The sequence below is a fragment of the Massilia oculi genome (assembly GCF_017582745.1).
Classification (GTDB): Bacteria; Pseudomonadota; Gammaproteobacteria; order Burkholderiales; family Burkholderiaceae_D; genus Telluria; species Telluria oculi_A.
The window spans coordinates 136555-151461 of record NZ_JAFVIM010000015.1 but is presented as its reverse complement, the minus strand read 5'-3'; the positions used below and the strand labels follow the sequence as shown (position 1 = coordinate 151461).

Here is a 14907-nt window from a genome sequence, read left to right as displayed (position 1 = left end):
CGGCTTGCTTGAGGATGGCGATGATCTGGCTGTCGGTAAAACGGGACGTCTTCATGTAGAGCTTTCTGTTCTTAAGTAGAAAATTCTACTTCTAAACGCGCTCTTTCTGTGGGGGGATTACCGGATAAGTTGGTTGACCATTCAGATTGGGGATGAACGTGGAACAGGTTTTGGAGTCGTCGGTCACTTCTGTCGAGACGCAGGTGGAGTACGTGATTCACATCGCGCACGGCAGTAAGCTCAATCTCGCCGACTTCCAGAATGCAGTGCCACTCTTGCGCGAATTGGCAATCGAGAACAACAGTGACCGGGAGCTCTCGCAACTGCAAATACGGCTCGAATCCTTCCCACCGTTTGTGAAGCCAAAGACATGGTCGATCGATGCCTGTGATGCAAGGTCGCGGTATCACATCAAGGATTGTGACGTTGCTCTGGACGGTATCCTGCTCGCCAGACTGACTGAAGCCGAGACCTCGACTATTACGGTATCGCTGGTGGAAAAGACAGGAACCGCTGAAGAGCGGGTGCTGGCAACCGAGGAGCGCAAGATTGAGCTGCTCCCGCGTAACCAGTGGGGGGGACTGGCCCACCTGCCGGATCTCGTGGCTGCCTTCGTGCAGCCGAACGAACTGGCTGTCGACCGGCTCCTGAAACGCGCTGCGCAAGTACTGCGCGAAGCCAGTAAGAACCCCGCGCTGGATGGCTACCAGGGTGGCGCGAAGCGGGCCTGGGAACTTGCTTCCGCGCTGTGGACAGCCGTGGCTGGGCTTGGCCTCGATTACGCCTTGCCGCCTGCGAGCTTTGAGTACCGTGGACAAAAGGTGCGCAGCGTTTCGCAGGTACTGGATGCAGGTCTCGGCACCTGCCTCGACCTCACGCTTCTGTTTTGTTCGGCCCTTGAACAGGCAGGCTTGAACTCGATGGTCGTTTTCACGAAAGGCCATGCATTCCCTGGAGTCTGGCTGCGCAATGAAGAGTTTTCGACGGTGGTGGTGGATGACGTTACCGCCATCCGAAAGCGCGTACGGCTCAAGGAATTGGTGTTATTCGAAAGCACGCTGATTACGCATCGTCCAGCGCCAACTTTTTCCTATGCTATGGAGCAAGCCGCACGCGCGATTGCCGAAGAGCGTGAAGAAGAATTCGAGCTCGTCGTCGATATCCGGCGCGCACGCATGCAGCGCATCAAACCGCTTGCCAGCGGCGACAGCCAGGTCGTGACCGCACCCGACGACGACGCAGTCCAGGCGACCGCGGCGACTTTCGACAGTGGCGCACCGGAGTTTCCTGACGAAGCGATTGTGGTCGACGAGCCTTCGCTCGATCCGAAAGACAGGCTTGCACGCTGGCAGCGTAAGCTTCTTGACCTGTCGCTACGCAATAACTTGCTAAATTTCAAGGCAGGAAAGAAGGCAGTCAGGATCGATGCTCCGGACCCGGGCGCGCTGGAAGACGTGCTGTCCGGCGGGGTGGCTATCCGCCTGCTTCCTAGGCCTGAGCTAATGGATGGGCGCGACCCTCGGGATCAGGCGCTCCACCAGCAGCGATCCCGTGAGGACGTACGTCGCGAGCATGCTTTGGACGCACTCAAACGGCGCGAAGTATTCATCGGCATGCAGGATACCGAACTCGAAACCCGGCTCGTCGATATGTATCGCAGTGCGCGCACGACGCTGCAGGAAGGAGGTGCCAACACGTTGTTCCTGGCACTGGGCTTCCTGAATTGGACGCGCGACGACAAGGGAGGGCAGAAGTACAAGGCACCGCTGATCCTGATTCCGGTTTCCCTGCAGCGCAAGAGCGCGCGCTCCGGCTTCACAGTATCCTTGCACGAGGACGAGCCACGCTTTAACCCGACCCTGGTCGAGATGCTGCGCCAGGATTTTAGTTTGAATCTGGGCGTGGTTGACGGCGAACTGCCGCAGGACGACGCCGGGCTGGACATTGCACGCATCTGGAAGACCGTGTCGCATGCGGTCCGCGACGTCAGGGGATGGGAGGTGTCTGACGAAGTCGTCCTGGCATCCTTCTCCTTCGGCAAGTACCTGATGTGGGTCGACCTGGCACAGCGAACCGACCAGTTGCGGCAAAACGCGGTAGTGCGCCATCTGATTGACACCCCGCGTGAGCCGTATACATCCACGATTACATTCCCACTGCCGAAGCGGCTTGATGCCGATTTTGCGCCCGAGTCCACTTTCTGCCCGTTGCCTGCCGACTCGTCGCAGCTTTCCGCCGTCATGGCGGGCGCGCGGGGGAAGGATTTTGTTCTGATCGGGCCGCCCGGCACCGGCAAGAGCCAGACCATCGCCAACCTGGTCGCACAATGCCTCGCCGAAGGCAAGCGCGTGCTGTTCGTGTCCGAGAAGATCGCGGCGCTGGACGTCGTCTACCGTCGCTTGCGCGAGGTAGGCTTGGGCGAATTCTGCCTTGAACTCCATTCCAGCAAGGCGCGCAAGCTCGACGTGATCACCCAGTTGCAAAAGGCATGGGACGCGCAAGGCGATGTCGATCCGGAGGAATGGCGCGCCCAAGCCGCCAAGTTGAAGCGCTACCGCGATGACCTCAACCAGTACGTCGAACGCCTGCACCACCGGCACCGCAACGGCCTGACCATCTACGATGCGATCGGCAAGGTCGTGGATGGCATGGACGTCCCCGTTATCGAACTTTACTGGGCTGACGCGAATGCGCATGACCCCGGACAGCTCGATCATCTGCGTGATCTGGCCGAGCGGCTTGAGGTGAATGCCGAAGCCGTCGGCCCCGGCGATCTGGTCGAGGGGCCGCTGACGGCTGTCGGGCGCGGCGATTGGACGCCGACCTGGCAGCAGAACTTTATTACCGCGGCACGCACGGTCGTCCCGGCGGCGCAGAACGTCCAACGCGCGATTTCAGCGCTGCAGGACGTTACCGGTCTTCTGGGTCTTCCAACGAACCGGCGTGCCCGCGCCGCGATCGCTGACCTATCACGCTGCCTTCCAGAGGCATTTGGACACCGGTGGGGCTTTGTGTTCCGTCCCGATGCGCGCGCCTTGCTCGATCGATTGGCGGCAGGAATGCAGTACGTGCTCCAGCATCGCGAACTGACCGCGCAGATCGCCGTTGCCTGGCCCGAGGCTGTGGTCGCCCGCTGCAACAAAGCGCTCACCTTGCTTGCCGAGCGTGAACGTCTGCATGCGCAGCTTGGGAAACCATGGTCTTCCGACGTAGTGTCCGAGCTCGAGAAAGGTCTGCGGCTTCTGGAGGAGTTAGCCGCGAGTGAAGACAAGTTGTCGGTCCGGTATGGCGAGCAGGTCGAGCAGGTGAACGTCCATCAGTTGCAGCGGGGGTGGGCGGAGGCGGAGCGTAGTGCTTGGCCGATGTCGTGGCTGCGCAAACGCGCGATCACCAGGACGGTGCAGGATTGTGTGACGGGAGACGGCGATGCCGACATCGCCGAGGACCTTCCTCTTCTGGTACGCATCCGCGACCTGAAGTCCGAGCTTGCTGGTGTCGAGATCGGTCCGATGGTTGAAGGAATCTGGACAGGTCTGAAGACCCGGCAGGAATTCGTCCGAACCGCGCTACGGTTCCAGGAGTCGTTGACGCAGGCGCGTCAGCGCGCTGAGTGGGCAGACCGCGAGTTCGAGGCGGTGGAAAATGGCAGATGCGGTGCTGCGCTTGCCGACGACCTGAACCGCTTACGCATGCTGCGCAGTCTCGATGCCGACATCGCCGGCATGCAGGCGTTGACGGACGACACGCAGGGACTGTGGGCTGGCGACGCCACCCAGCCGCATGTGCTGGCTGCCGCGCTGCGCTTTGCGACTGCGCTTCGGGCTGTCCAGGAGGAAGGGACGCTGCAGGGTGACCACGGCGAGATCGCAGCATCCGATTGTGGTGTGGCATTGGCGGCCGATTACCAGCGATTGCGCAAGCGCGACGCTGTCGAAGAGAAGCTGCACACGTTCGATGAGTTGCGTGATCTGACTGGTGGAATATGGGCAGGGCTGCAGACCAGCGCAGGGGAGATTGAGCGCGTGGCGTCGTTCCATGACGCCGTCTCTGGCGCAATCGCAAACCTCGCTGAGTCGCTGGATGACGCAGCTGCATTACGACAGGCGTTCGAGCAGATGGTGGCCGAAGGCAATGCCTTGCTCGGTCCCTCAGGGCCTTTCATCAACGCTGGCAAGCAATACCAGAACGTGCTGGAGTCATTGCAGCCGGCGATTGCGGCATTGGTAACGACCGGTGCGTTTGACGAAGGGGTGGCCCTTCATTTCAACGCAATGGCGCTCGACGATTTGATAAGCTGTTGCAGCAACATCGTGGCTGCCGAGCCTCGCGTCAGGGCCTGGTGCGCGTGGCGGAAGGTGCGCGACGAAGCACGGGCGGTTTCACTGGGGCCGGTCGTTCATGCAATGGAAAGCGGTGCGATCGGGTCAACCGAGGTATTGCGCGCATTCGAGACCAACTACAGCCGCTGGTGGCTTAACCGTGCGGTGGACAACGAACCAGTCATCCGCGGTTTCGTATCGGCCGAACACGAGAAGCGTATCGGCGACTTCCGCGCTCTCGACAAGCAATTCACCGACGTGACCCGGGCATGGGTGCGGGCATCGCTGTGTGCCGGCATGCCGAAGGCCGATACCGTAACCCGCGCGTCCGAGTGGGGCGTACTGAGGCATGAGATCGGCAAGAAGAAGCAGCACATGCCGCTGCGTGAACTCATGCAGAGCATTCCGACTGCGCTGGCAAAGCTGACGCCGTGTCTACTGATGAGTCCACTGTCAATCGCACAGTATCTGGCTGCGGACGCCAGCACGTTCGACGTCGTGGTGTTCGACGAGGCGTCGCAGATCCCGGTGTGGGACGCGATCGGCGCCATGGCCCGCGGACGCCAGGTCGTCATGGTCGGCGACCCGAAGCAACTGCCGCCGACCGCGTTTTTCGACCGCGCCGAGTCGTCGGCGGACGACGAGGACGTCGAGACCGATCTGGAAAGCATTCTTGACGAGTGCATGGGGGCGAATCTACCCACGATGAATCTGGCCTGGCATTATCGCAGCCGTAACGAATCGTTGATCGCCTTCTCGAATCATCGCTATTACGGTGGTGGCCTGGTCACCTTCCCATCCCCGGTCACCGAGGACCGCGCCGTCAGTTTCCATCACGTGGCAGGGGTCTACGAAAAGGGTGGCGCGCGCATCAACAAGCCGGAAGCAAAGGCGCTAGTTGCGGACATCGTCGCTCGCCTGAAATCGCCGGGCTTCAAGGAATCCAGGTTGACCATCGGTGTAGTGACCTTCAATACCGAGCAGATGAATCTTATCGAAGACTTGCTTGACGAAGAACGCAGGAAGGATCCTTCGCTGGAATCGCACTTCTCGGAAATGGAACTGGAGCCGCTGTTCGTGAAGAACCTGGAATCGGTTCAGGGAGACGAACGCGACATCATCTATTTTTCGATCACGTACGGGCCCGACCTCTCGGGCGCGGTATCGATGAATTTTGGGCCAATGAACCGGGATGGCGGCGAGCGCCGGCTGAATGTGGCGATTACCCGCGCCCGGCAAGAGCTGCGTATTTTTGCAAGCCTCAAGGCCGAACAGTTCGACCTGTCGCGCACGCAAGCGGCAGGGGTCAGGGATCTGAAGCACTTCCTGGAGTTCGCCGAGCGCGGCCCACGGGCTTTGGCGGAGGCGACCAAGGGCAGCCTGGGTGGGTTCGAGAGTCCGTTCGAGGAGGCGGTTGCGGCTGCACTGGCGTCGAAGGGGTGGCAGGTGCAGACACAGATCGGCGCCTCGTCATTCCGCGTGGATCTGGGTGTCGTTCATCCCGATTCGCCTGGCACCTATCTGTGCGGTGTCGAATGCGACGGTGCGACCTACCACCGATCCGCGACGGCGCGCGATCGTGACATGCTGCGCGAGCAGGTACTCCGTGGCTTGGGGTGGGAAATCGTCCGGATCTGGTCGACCGACTGGTGGGTGGACCGGGCAGGGACGCTTGAAAAGGTGCATGCGGCTCTTGAGCGCCTGCTGGATGCCAGCCGCCAACGGCGTCGCCAGGAACGCGAGCGCGATGCGGCGGAGGTAGAGGCACGGGAAGCGATTGCCAGGGCCAGTACCGAGCAAGGCGCGGTTGCAGAGACGAAGATTGCAGGCGATATGGGCGCCACCGGCGGAACCGTTGCGCCTGGCGGACACGATGCCGATCACGAAGCCCCCGCTACCATCGAGCTCGAATATGTGGAGGTGTCCGGCGCCTCCGGGTTGAACGCCGACGCCTTCTTTGCCATCGCATACGACGAACGGCTTCGTGACCTGGTACGTGAAATTGTCGGGATCGAAGGGCCGGTCAGGGATACAGTGCTGGCGCGCAGAATTGCGCGCCAGCATGGTTGGCAACGTACTGGGGCGCGCATTCAGGAGCGCGTATCATCGATCGCATACGCGTGCCTGGAGCATACCGAGGAAGATGTAGGGGTGTTCTTCTGGGCGGAAGGTCGAGGACCCGGCACTCCGGTTGCGTTCCGCGGCGACACGGACGTAGGCAGAAATCTGGATGAGATTTGTATGGACGAGCTTGTATCTGTGGCGCGACTGGTTATTGCTGACGGAGCATCTGGAGAGGGGGCGGTGGCCGCGATGGCGAAGCGGCTGGGTATGTACAATGTCAGGGCCGCTAGTCGCCGGCGACTGGAAAGTGCGTTGACAGCTGCTGGACGAGAGAGCGAGGAGGCAGGGGCGCAATGAGTGCGCATGTGCGCAACCTTTGCGACGTATTCAGTCCGGGTAGGGTCTGCCGATGCTGGCAAACAAACCTTGGGTGATGAACGCACGATGGTGCAATCTTGCACTATCTGCGAACTACGCGGTCTGTTGCCGTGAAACCAGCTATCGCCCTAAACGCACACCGGGACGCCATTCGCACCATCGTGGCGGGACATCGTGATCGCAATCCTAGCGTGTTTGGATCTGTGGTTCAAGGCTGCGATACCGACGAGAGTGATTTGGACCTGCTCGTCGATCCGACACCGGAAACGACCCTGTTTGACATTGGGGCAATCCGCCACGAACTCCTGGAGCTGCTGGGAGTACCAGTCGACGGACTGACGTCGAAAGCACTGCCCGAGACATTCCGGGCGACCGTGTTCGCGCAAGCCGTGCCGGTATGAGCAAGGATCTGCAGCGCCTGGTCGATTATCTGGCCTTCTTGACTTGGTTCCATTAATCGTCTGGATGGCTCGCCAACCCCATGATCGCGTTCCTGGTACGTGCTGGACGTCAAGCACCAGGATTGTCGTAATTCTCCAGACTTCCTGTCTACGCCTTTCTCTGCAAGAGTCCACTACGATGAGGAATGAGCGATAACACGCTGCGGCTCCGACGTGCGCCCAGCATTGCGAAATCGCGCAATAAAGTTGTCGGGACTGATTGGTGGCGAGAGCAGAAACCCCTGGACCTCCTGGCATCCTTCCTCACGAAGGAAGTCGAGCTGTCCCTCGGATTCGACCCCTTCGGCGATGACGTGGAGATCCAAATTGGAGGCCATCGCCAGGATTGCCCGCACAATCGCGCAGTCTTCCTGGTCGCCAGGGAGGTCACGCACAAAGCTCTGGTCAATCTTCAAGCGGTCGACCGGCATCTGCTTCAGGTAGGACAGTGACGAGTAGCCCGTGCCGAAGTCATCGACGGCAAGTTCCACGCCAATGGACTTGATCTGACTGAGCTTGTCGAGTGCGTCAGGGACGTCGGTAACGAACGCGCCTTCGGTGATCTCCAGTTCGAGCCGATGTGGCGGCAGTCCGGATACCGCAAGCGCATGCCGGACCTGTTTGACGAAGTCCGATTGTTGTAGTTGGACGGTAGAGACGTTGACGGCAACACGCAAGTACAAGCCGGCTTTGCGCCAGTCTGCCGCCTGGCAGCAGGCGGTCATCAAGACCCAGGTTCCCAGCCTGACGATAAAGCCACTTTCCTCGGCCATGCGAATGAACTCGTGCGGCGGCACCATGCCGACGCCCGGGCGTTCCCAACGAACCAGCGCCTCCGCCCCGACGATGCTGCCGTCTTCAAGCGAGTGTTGGGGCTGGTAGTGCAGGCGAAATTCTCTGTTTTCAACAGCGTGTCGCAGGCCGGATTCCATATCCAGCCTGTATTCAATCTGGCGCGCCATCGAACTATCGAAGAACTGCCAGCCATTACGCCCGGCTTCCTTGACACGGTAGAGGGCAGTGTCGGCGTTTCGAATCAGCGTCTGATGGTCCGCGCCATCCTGAGGAAACATGGCAATGCCCATGCTGACGGTGGTGTACAGCTTGCGTCCGGCGATCGCAATCACGTGTAAAAGAGATGCATGGACACGCTCGGCCAAGTGTTCTACCTTGAGCGGGTTTTGGTCGACATCTTCCATCACGATGGTGAACTCGTCGCCACCCATCCGCGCCAGCATGTCGGTAGACTCCAGGCATGCCTGCAAGCGTGCCGTGATGTGGATGAGCGCCTCATCACCGAATTCGTGACCGAGGCTGTCATTCAAGGTATTGAAATTATCCAAATCGATCAAGATGACCGCGACCATCGCGCGACTGTGCTGCGCGAGGATTAACGCGTGCTCAAGGTGCTTGACGAGCGCGCGACGGTTCGGCAATTTGGTCAGGGGATCGACATGGATCGCCTCGAACAGCCGTGACTCGGATTCCTTCTCGAGCGTGATGTTGGTCGTAACGCCCCGCACATATAGTCCGCGCGTTGGACTTTCCGCAAGCATGACATTGCTTCGGAGCCATATTTCCTTTTCATTCGGTGCAAGAATGTGATGTTCGATCGGCTTGGATAGAGTCGAGCCGCCGGCATCCAACAAAGCATCGGCCTTTCTTCCGTCGGGATCCGTACACAGCCGATCCGACCAGAAATGCGGGTCGTCGATCCACTGTTTCGCGTCGTAGCCAGAGACCGACTCGGCATTGCCACTAACGTAGGTGAATGTGAAATCCGGTAGTGTGGCCTCCCAGACCACGCCGTCGATGCCGTCAACCAGCTCCTGGAAGCGGAGACGCGCGGCATCCAGTTCGACATTGCGCGCCGCCAAACCATCCCGGGCCGCTTCGAGATCGGCCAAGCGCAGCCACAGGAAACGCAGGAGGCCCAGGAGCAGAAGCACGGACACGGCAGCAAGGCTGGCAAGTTGCCAACTGCGTACGATCCAGGGCTGCAACACCTGGTCGCGGGACATGCTAGCCACGGCAACCACGGGTGACTCAGCCAGGCTTGCGTAGCCAACCACGCGCGCCGCCCCATCGAGCGAACTTTGTGATGTTTCGTAGGCGCTCACCAAGGGCCGGTTGGGTGCAAGAAATGGAGCCGTACTCGCCAGATTGCGATCTATGATACCGGTCGTCAGCGGCGTTTCCATGATCACCCAGCCGTCGCGGCGGACGAGCAAAAGGCGGCGGCTGCTGCCCAACTGGAGGTTGCGATAGAAACCGTCGAAGTATTCCCTGTCAATGCCAAAGTTGACGATCATTTTCAGGGATCCGTCCGGGCGGTTCACCCTGCGCGCCACTGGAATAACCCACTTGCCGCTCAAGCGTGACTGGACCGAACGAGAAATATAGCGTTCGCGCTGGTTGTGTGAACTCAGATAGATAAAATAATCGCGGTCGCGGGCGTCGACCGGACGCATCGGGTAGCGGAAAGCACTGGCGAGTATCCAGCCATCCGGCGACAAGACGCCCACACTTGCTGCCAACGGCGAGTCCGTTTGCTTCGCGAGCAGAATTTCATGGAGCTCGGCTTCGTAGTTCGGCGCAGCCTCGAATCCATGCTGTTCAATTTCGGCGATGGCCATGCGCAGATGGGTGTCGGCCTCGCTGAAGGTGCGCATGGCATGCTCGTGCAGCGTCGTCGCGATATTTCGCATGTCGGATTCAGCCTGTTCAAGGGTCGACCGGTAATCCTGAACGATCCTCGCCACTGTCGACGCTGTGAACAGCGCTGGCAAGGCAATCGCGAGTGCGATCAAACCACGGCGAAGCTTGCGTGCAGAGAGCAAGTCCATCCCACGTCTTTCCAGAAAAGTGCTGTGATGCCACTGTCACGAACTTCTCGCGCCATGACGCTCGTTTCCATCGACGACATGCACCGAGTATAGCGTCCATTGCAAAAAAAATTGCCTCTTGCGTCGCACCGGTCCGAACTCAACGAGGGCGAAAGCGCCGCCAGCAAGGCGTGGCAGGCCAGCGCGGCTACGCCGCGCCGCATCCCTCCGTTGCGCGTGTGGTGAAAGATGCCGCGTGATTCTATGCCACCTCACCGTAAATATCGACAGGGCGCACGATAGACGCTGTCGCTGGCTGGACCGTGGCCGGCAGTTTCCATATCGAGGCGCCCTCGGCCAACCTCCGCGAAAAGGTCTATCATGAACGTTTTACCAAACCGGACCTTGATGCCCATGACGACTTCCAGCTATCCCGACATCCGCCTCCTGATCGCCAACGAATGGGTCGACGCCAGCGGCGGCAAGACCATCCCCGTGGTCAACCCGGCCACCGGACAGCCGATCGGCAGCGTGGCCCATGCCGCCATCGCCGACCTGGACCGCGCGCTGGCCGCCGCCCAGAAAGGCTTCGAGGCCTGGCGCGTCGTTCCCGCCGCCGAGCGCGCCGCCACCATGCGCCGCGCCGCCAATCTGCTGCGCGAGCGCGCCGGAGACATCGCGCGCCTCCTGACCCAGGAGCAAGGCAAACCGCTGGCCGAAGCGAAGATGGAAGCCATGGCCGGCGCCGAGATCATCGACTGGTTCGCCGCCGAAGGCATGCGCGTGTATGGCCGCATCGTCCCGTCGCGCAATCCGGCCGCCCAGCAGCTGGTGCTGAAGGAGCCGGTCGGCCCGGTCGCCGCCTTCACGCCGTGGAACTTCCCGATCAACCAGGTCGTGCGCAAGCTGGCCGCGGCGCTGGCCACCGGCTGCTCCTTCCTGTGCAAGGCGCCTGAAGAGACCCCGGCGTCGCCGGCCGCGCTGTTCCAGTGCTTCGTCGACGCCGGCGTGCCGCCGGGCGTGGTCGGCCTGGTGTTCGGCGACCCGGCCGAGATCTCGGGCTACCTGATCCCGCACCCGGTGATCCGCAAGGTCACCTTCACCGGCTCGACCCCGGTCGGCAAGCAGCTGGCCGCACTGGCCGGCGCCCACATGAAGCGCGTGACGATGGAGCTGGGCGGCCATGCGCCGGTGATCGTCGCGGCCGACGCCGACGTCACGCTGGCGGTCAAGGCCGCCGGCGGCGCCAAGTTCCGCAATGCGGGCCAGGTGTGCATCTCGCCGACCCGCTTCCTGGTGCACAACGCGGTCAAGGACGAGTTCACCCGCGCGCTGGTCAAGCACGCCGAAAGCCTCAAGCTGGGCGACGGCCTGCAGGAAGGCACCACCCTGGGGCCGCTCGCCAATCCACGCCGCCTGACGGCGATGTCGCAGCTGGTGGACGATGCGCGCGCCAAGGGCGCGGTGATCGCCACCGGTGGCGAACGCGTGGGCGACGCCGGCAACTTCTTCGCGCCGACCATCCTGGCCGACGTGCCTTTGGCGGCGAGCGTGTTCAACGACGAGCCGTTCGGCCCGGTCGCGGCGATCCGCGGTTTCGACAGCCTCGAAGACGCGATCGCGGAAGCCAACCGCCTGCCATTCGGCCTGGCCGGCTATGCCTTCACCAGCTCGATCAAGAACGCCCAGCTGCTGATGAACCGCGTCGAAGTCGGCATGTTGTGGATTAACCAGCCGGCCGCGCCGAGCGCCGAAATGCCGTTCGGCGGCATCAAGGATTCGGGCTACGGTTCCGAAGGCGGTCCCGAGGCGCTGGAATCCTACCTCAATACCAAGGCGGTCTCGATGGTCGGGGTCTGATCCCTAGTTGGCACAGCCCGGCGCCGGATTGGCTGCCGGGCCGGCGCGGGTCTGGGCGATATGGGGAATCGCGCCGTCCTTCCCGTAACTGAATTCCTCGACCGCGACCGAGCGGCGGTAGTCGGCGCCCGACAGCATCTCGTTGTGATAGAAGATGTAGGATTTGCCGTTGAAGTCGGCGAAGGCCTGGTGGATCGTGTGCGTCACCTTGTTCTTGTCCATGATAACGCCACGATACGTCCAGGGGCCGGTCGGGCTGGGCCCCGTGGCATAGGCGATCACCTCGGGCAGGCCGCTCGCATAGCTCAGGTAATACACGCCGTCGCGCTTGTGCAGCCAGGGCGCCTCTTCGAAACTGAACAAGCCCACCGTCTGGATCGGGCCATCGAGCTCGATCATGTTCGGCTTGAGCTTGACGTATTTGAGCACCTTGTTCCCGAAGTACATATAGGCCTGGCCGTCGTCGTCCACGAACACGGCCGGATCGATGTCGTCCCAGCCGTTCGGCGTCTCGCGCGTCATGTCGTTGGTCACCAGCGCCGTGCCGCGCGCATCCCTGAACGGCCCTGTCGGCGTGTCCGACACGCCGACGCCGATGGCGAAGCCCGGGATCGTGGCGTGCTTGACCGGCGCATACAGATAGTATTTTCCCTTGTGCCTGACGACGTCGGCGGCGAAGGCATCGGCCTTGGCCCAGGCGAAGGTCTTGACCGTGGCGGCGACGCCGTGGTCGGTCCAGTTGCGTATATCGCAGGTCGAGAACACACGCCACTCATTCATCTTGTAGGTCGTCTCGCCCGGCTTGGCCTCATCGCGGCCCGTGTAGAGATAGAGGCGCTTGCCGTCGACGACCACGGCCGGGTCGGCGGTGAAGATGTCGGTCACGATCGGATTGGCGGCGTGCGCGCAGCTTGCGATCGACAGCAGGAAGGCGGGTAGCAGGTGTCGCATCATGGCGGACTCGCTTGGGCTGGTGCGGCGACAGGCCACCGGGCCAGGAGGCGCCGGTATTCGTCGCTGCTGATATCGAGGATGGAACCGTGGCGCTTCTTGCTGCGGCCGTAATCGATCCTGTCCGGCTCCGCGCGCCGGAAGCGCTCAGGCCGCGACAGGTCGTCGCTGGTGAGGGCCAGGTAGCCGGCCTTGCGCGCATACTGGTCGACCCACATGGCCCATTCGCCGGTCTGCTCGATCCTGAACAGGATCGGTCCTTCGACGTCCTTGCCGGTCAGGCCGAGCGGCCGCAGGTCGCCCAGGATGTCCCACTGGCCCAGGAGCGCGTTGGCACCTTCGAGCGTCAGCTGGCCGTCGCCGGAAGCGCGCACGTAGCGGTAACGCGATCGCGGATCTTCGACCTTGACGATCTGGGTGTCGATCAGGCCATGGGTGCCGGGGCGGTCGATGTACAGCGTGGCCGGCGTGAAGCTGACGAAGTCGCGCGTGCGTGAGTAATAGATGCGCGGCTTGGTGACGCCGTCGGCCGGCGAGATGGTGGCCCAGTAGACGAGATAGTCGCCGCTGCCTTCGTCGTAGATTGCTTCGGGCGCCCAGGCGTTGCCAGCCTCGGGAATGCCGCCGGCCACGTCGACCAGACGCGGCGCCGACCAGTCGACCAGGTTGCTCGATTCCCAGATCACCAGCTTCGTGCTGCCCTTGTGCATGGCCGCTTGCCAGCCCTTGCCGCTGGCGATGCGCAGGTCGGTGGCGAGGATCCAGAACTTGTCGCCCCTTGGCGAGCGTACGATCGCCGGGTCGCGCACACCCTGTTCGCCAATCGTGCTGCGCAGGACCGGCTTCGAGCCATTCAGGTCGGTCCAGCGATAGCCGTCCTGGCTGGTGGCGAAGTAGATCTGCTCGCCGTCGGTGGTCTCGCTGGTGAAGTGGGCCAGCAGGTAGTTGGGGCGGTCTGCGGGCGCGGCGGCGTTCAAGCCCTTGCCTTCGACGATCGGTTCGCCGACGTCGCCGGGCTGGAAGGCGCTCTGCATGGGATCCATCGGCAGGATGTTGCCGTCGGCGTCGAACGTCATCTTCGCCAGCACCGTCTGGCGCTGGTAGCCGTTGCCGTCCGGGATGGCGTGGCGGTGGTAGGCCACGTACCAGCGGTCGGTGCCGGGCACCTGGACCACGCTGTGGTGGGCGGTGCCGACCGCGGCGCCGTTCTTTTGCAGGACGATGAAGTTCTTCGTCGCCGCCTGCACCGGTCCCAATGGCGAATCCGCCGTGCCCCAGCCGACCCGGTAATTCGGGCTGCGCGCATCGTCGATCGACCACATGAAGTAGTACTTGCCCTGGCGCTTGAAGACCACCACGCCTTCGCGGAAATCCTTCATCGGAATGCGATGGACCTCGCCCTCGACGGTGACCATGTCCGGCTTGAGCTTGTAGGCGTTGGCTTCATCGCCGTTGCCCCAGTACAGATAGGCCTGGCCGTCGTCGTCGATGAAGGGGTAGGGGTCGATCGTATTCGTCGTCATCTGGGCGGTGCGGACCAGCAGCGGCGCACCCAGCGCATCGATGAAGGGACCGGTAGGCGACTTGGCCGTGGCCACGCCGATCTTGTGGTCGGCGCTGAAGTAAAAGTAATAAGTGCCATTGCGCTCGATGGCGTCCGGCGCCCAGGCCTTGATGTTCGCCCACTTCAGATCGTTGGCGACGTCCAGTACCATCCGCTCCTTCTTCCACTTGACGAGGTCCTTCGACGACCAGACCGAGAAGTCGGTGGTCATCCAGTTCGGCCTGTCGGAAGTCGGGTAAAGATAATAGGTGTCGCCGAATACCCTGATCGACGGGTCCGCGGTGAAACCCTCGAGTGCGGGCGCGGGCGCGATGCCTTGCGCCTGCACGGCGACCAGGGCGCTGGCCGCGAAGGCGATGATCGAAGACAGGAGACGATGCATGCTGGGTTGGACTCCGTGCGGGATGGACAGAGTGCGATTATGGGCGATGTGTTCCGGCCCAGATCGGGCAAGGGCGGATTGCTCAGCATGTTGATCGGATGATCGTCGTCGCAGGCCGCAGAGC

General features: G+C 62.1%; 6 protein-coding genes. 3 read left to right on the top strand and 3 right to left on the bottom strand.

Features of this window, described 5'->3' with window-relative positions; translation table 11 throughout:
* The first annotated feature begins 152 nt into the window (after window positions 1–152).
* Both proA and J3U95_RS28765 read left to right on the top strand, forming a co-directional pair.
* Entirely contained in the window at window positions 153–6740 is a 6588-nt protein-coding gene (gene proA / locus J3U95_RS28400) for an anti-phage protein ProA (protein WP_229519914.1), read from the top strand.
* A gap of 131 nt (window positions 6741–6871) precedes the next feature.
* Window positions 6872–7162, top strand: a complete 291-nt coding sequence (locus J3U95_RS28765) for a nucleotidyltransferase family protein (protein WP_208279987.1) — start codon at window positions 6872–6874, stop codon at window positions 7160–7162.
* 173 nt (window positions 7163–7335) lie between these two features.
* Here J3U95_RS28765 and J3U95_RS17725 read toward each other — a convergent pair whose 3' ends face one another.
* Window positions 7336–10047, bottom strand: a complete 2712-nt coding sequence (locus J3U95_RS17725; RefSeq protein WP_208279986.1) for a bifunctional diguanylate cyclase/phosphodiesterase — start codon at window positions 10045–10047, stop codon at window positions 7336–7338.
* Window positions 10048–10440: 393 nt separating this feature from the next.
* Here J3U95_RS17725 and J3U95_RS17720 point away from each other — a divergent pair, with 393 nt between their 5' ends.
* The gene (locus J3U95_RS17720; protein WP_208279985.1) at window positions 10441–11886 is read left to right on the top strand and encodes an NAD-dependent succinate-semialdehyde dehydrogenase; all 1446 of its coding nucleotides are present in this window, start codon (window positions 10441–10443) and stop codon (window positions 11884–11886) included.
* Between the two features lie 3 nt (window positions 11887–11889).
* Here the strand turns inward: J3U95_RS17720 and J3U95_RS17715 are convergent, their stop codons facing one another.
* The gene (locus J3U95_RS17715; protein WP_208279984.1) at window positions 11890–12840 is read right to left on the bottom strand and encodes a glycoside hydrolase family 43 protein; all 951 of its coding nucleotides are present in this window, start codon (window positions 12838–12840) and stop codon (window positions 11890–11892) included.
* Complete coding sequence (locus tag J3U95_RS17710; RefSeq protein ID WP_208279983.1) at window positions 12837–14783, bottom strand: family 43 glycosylhydrolase; 1947 nt, start codon at window positions 14781–14783, stop codon at window positions 12837–12839. Before J3U95_RS17710 ends, J3U95_RS17715 begins: the two co-directional genes overlap by 4 nt.
* Window positions 14784–14907 lie beyond the last annotated feature (124 nt).

Excerpts from the sequence above, each read along its gene's own strand:
- J3U95_RS17725 (WP_208279986.1), bottom strand. The coding sequence starts at position 10,047 with ATGGACTTGCTCTCTGCACGCAAGCTTCGCCGTGGTTTGATCGCACTC.
- J3U95_RS17715 (WP_208279984.1), bottom strand. The coding sequence starts at position 12,840 with ATGATGCGACACCTGCTACCCGCCTTCCTGCTGTCGATCGCAAGCTGC.
- J3U95_RS17710 (WP_208279983.1), bottom strand. The coding sequence starts at position 14,783 with ATGCATCGTCTCCTGTCTTCGATCATCGCCTTCGCGGCCAGCGCCCTG.
- proA (WP_229519914.1), top strand. The coding sequence starts at position 153 with ATGAACGTGGAACAGGTTTTGGAGTCGTCGGTCACTTCTGTCGAGACG.
- J3U95_RS17720 (WP_208279985.1), top strand. The coding sequence starts at position 10,441 with ATGACGACTTCCAGCTATCCCGACATCCGCCTCCTGATCGCCAACGAA.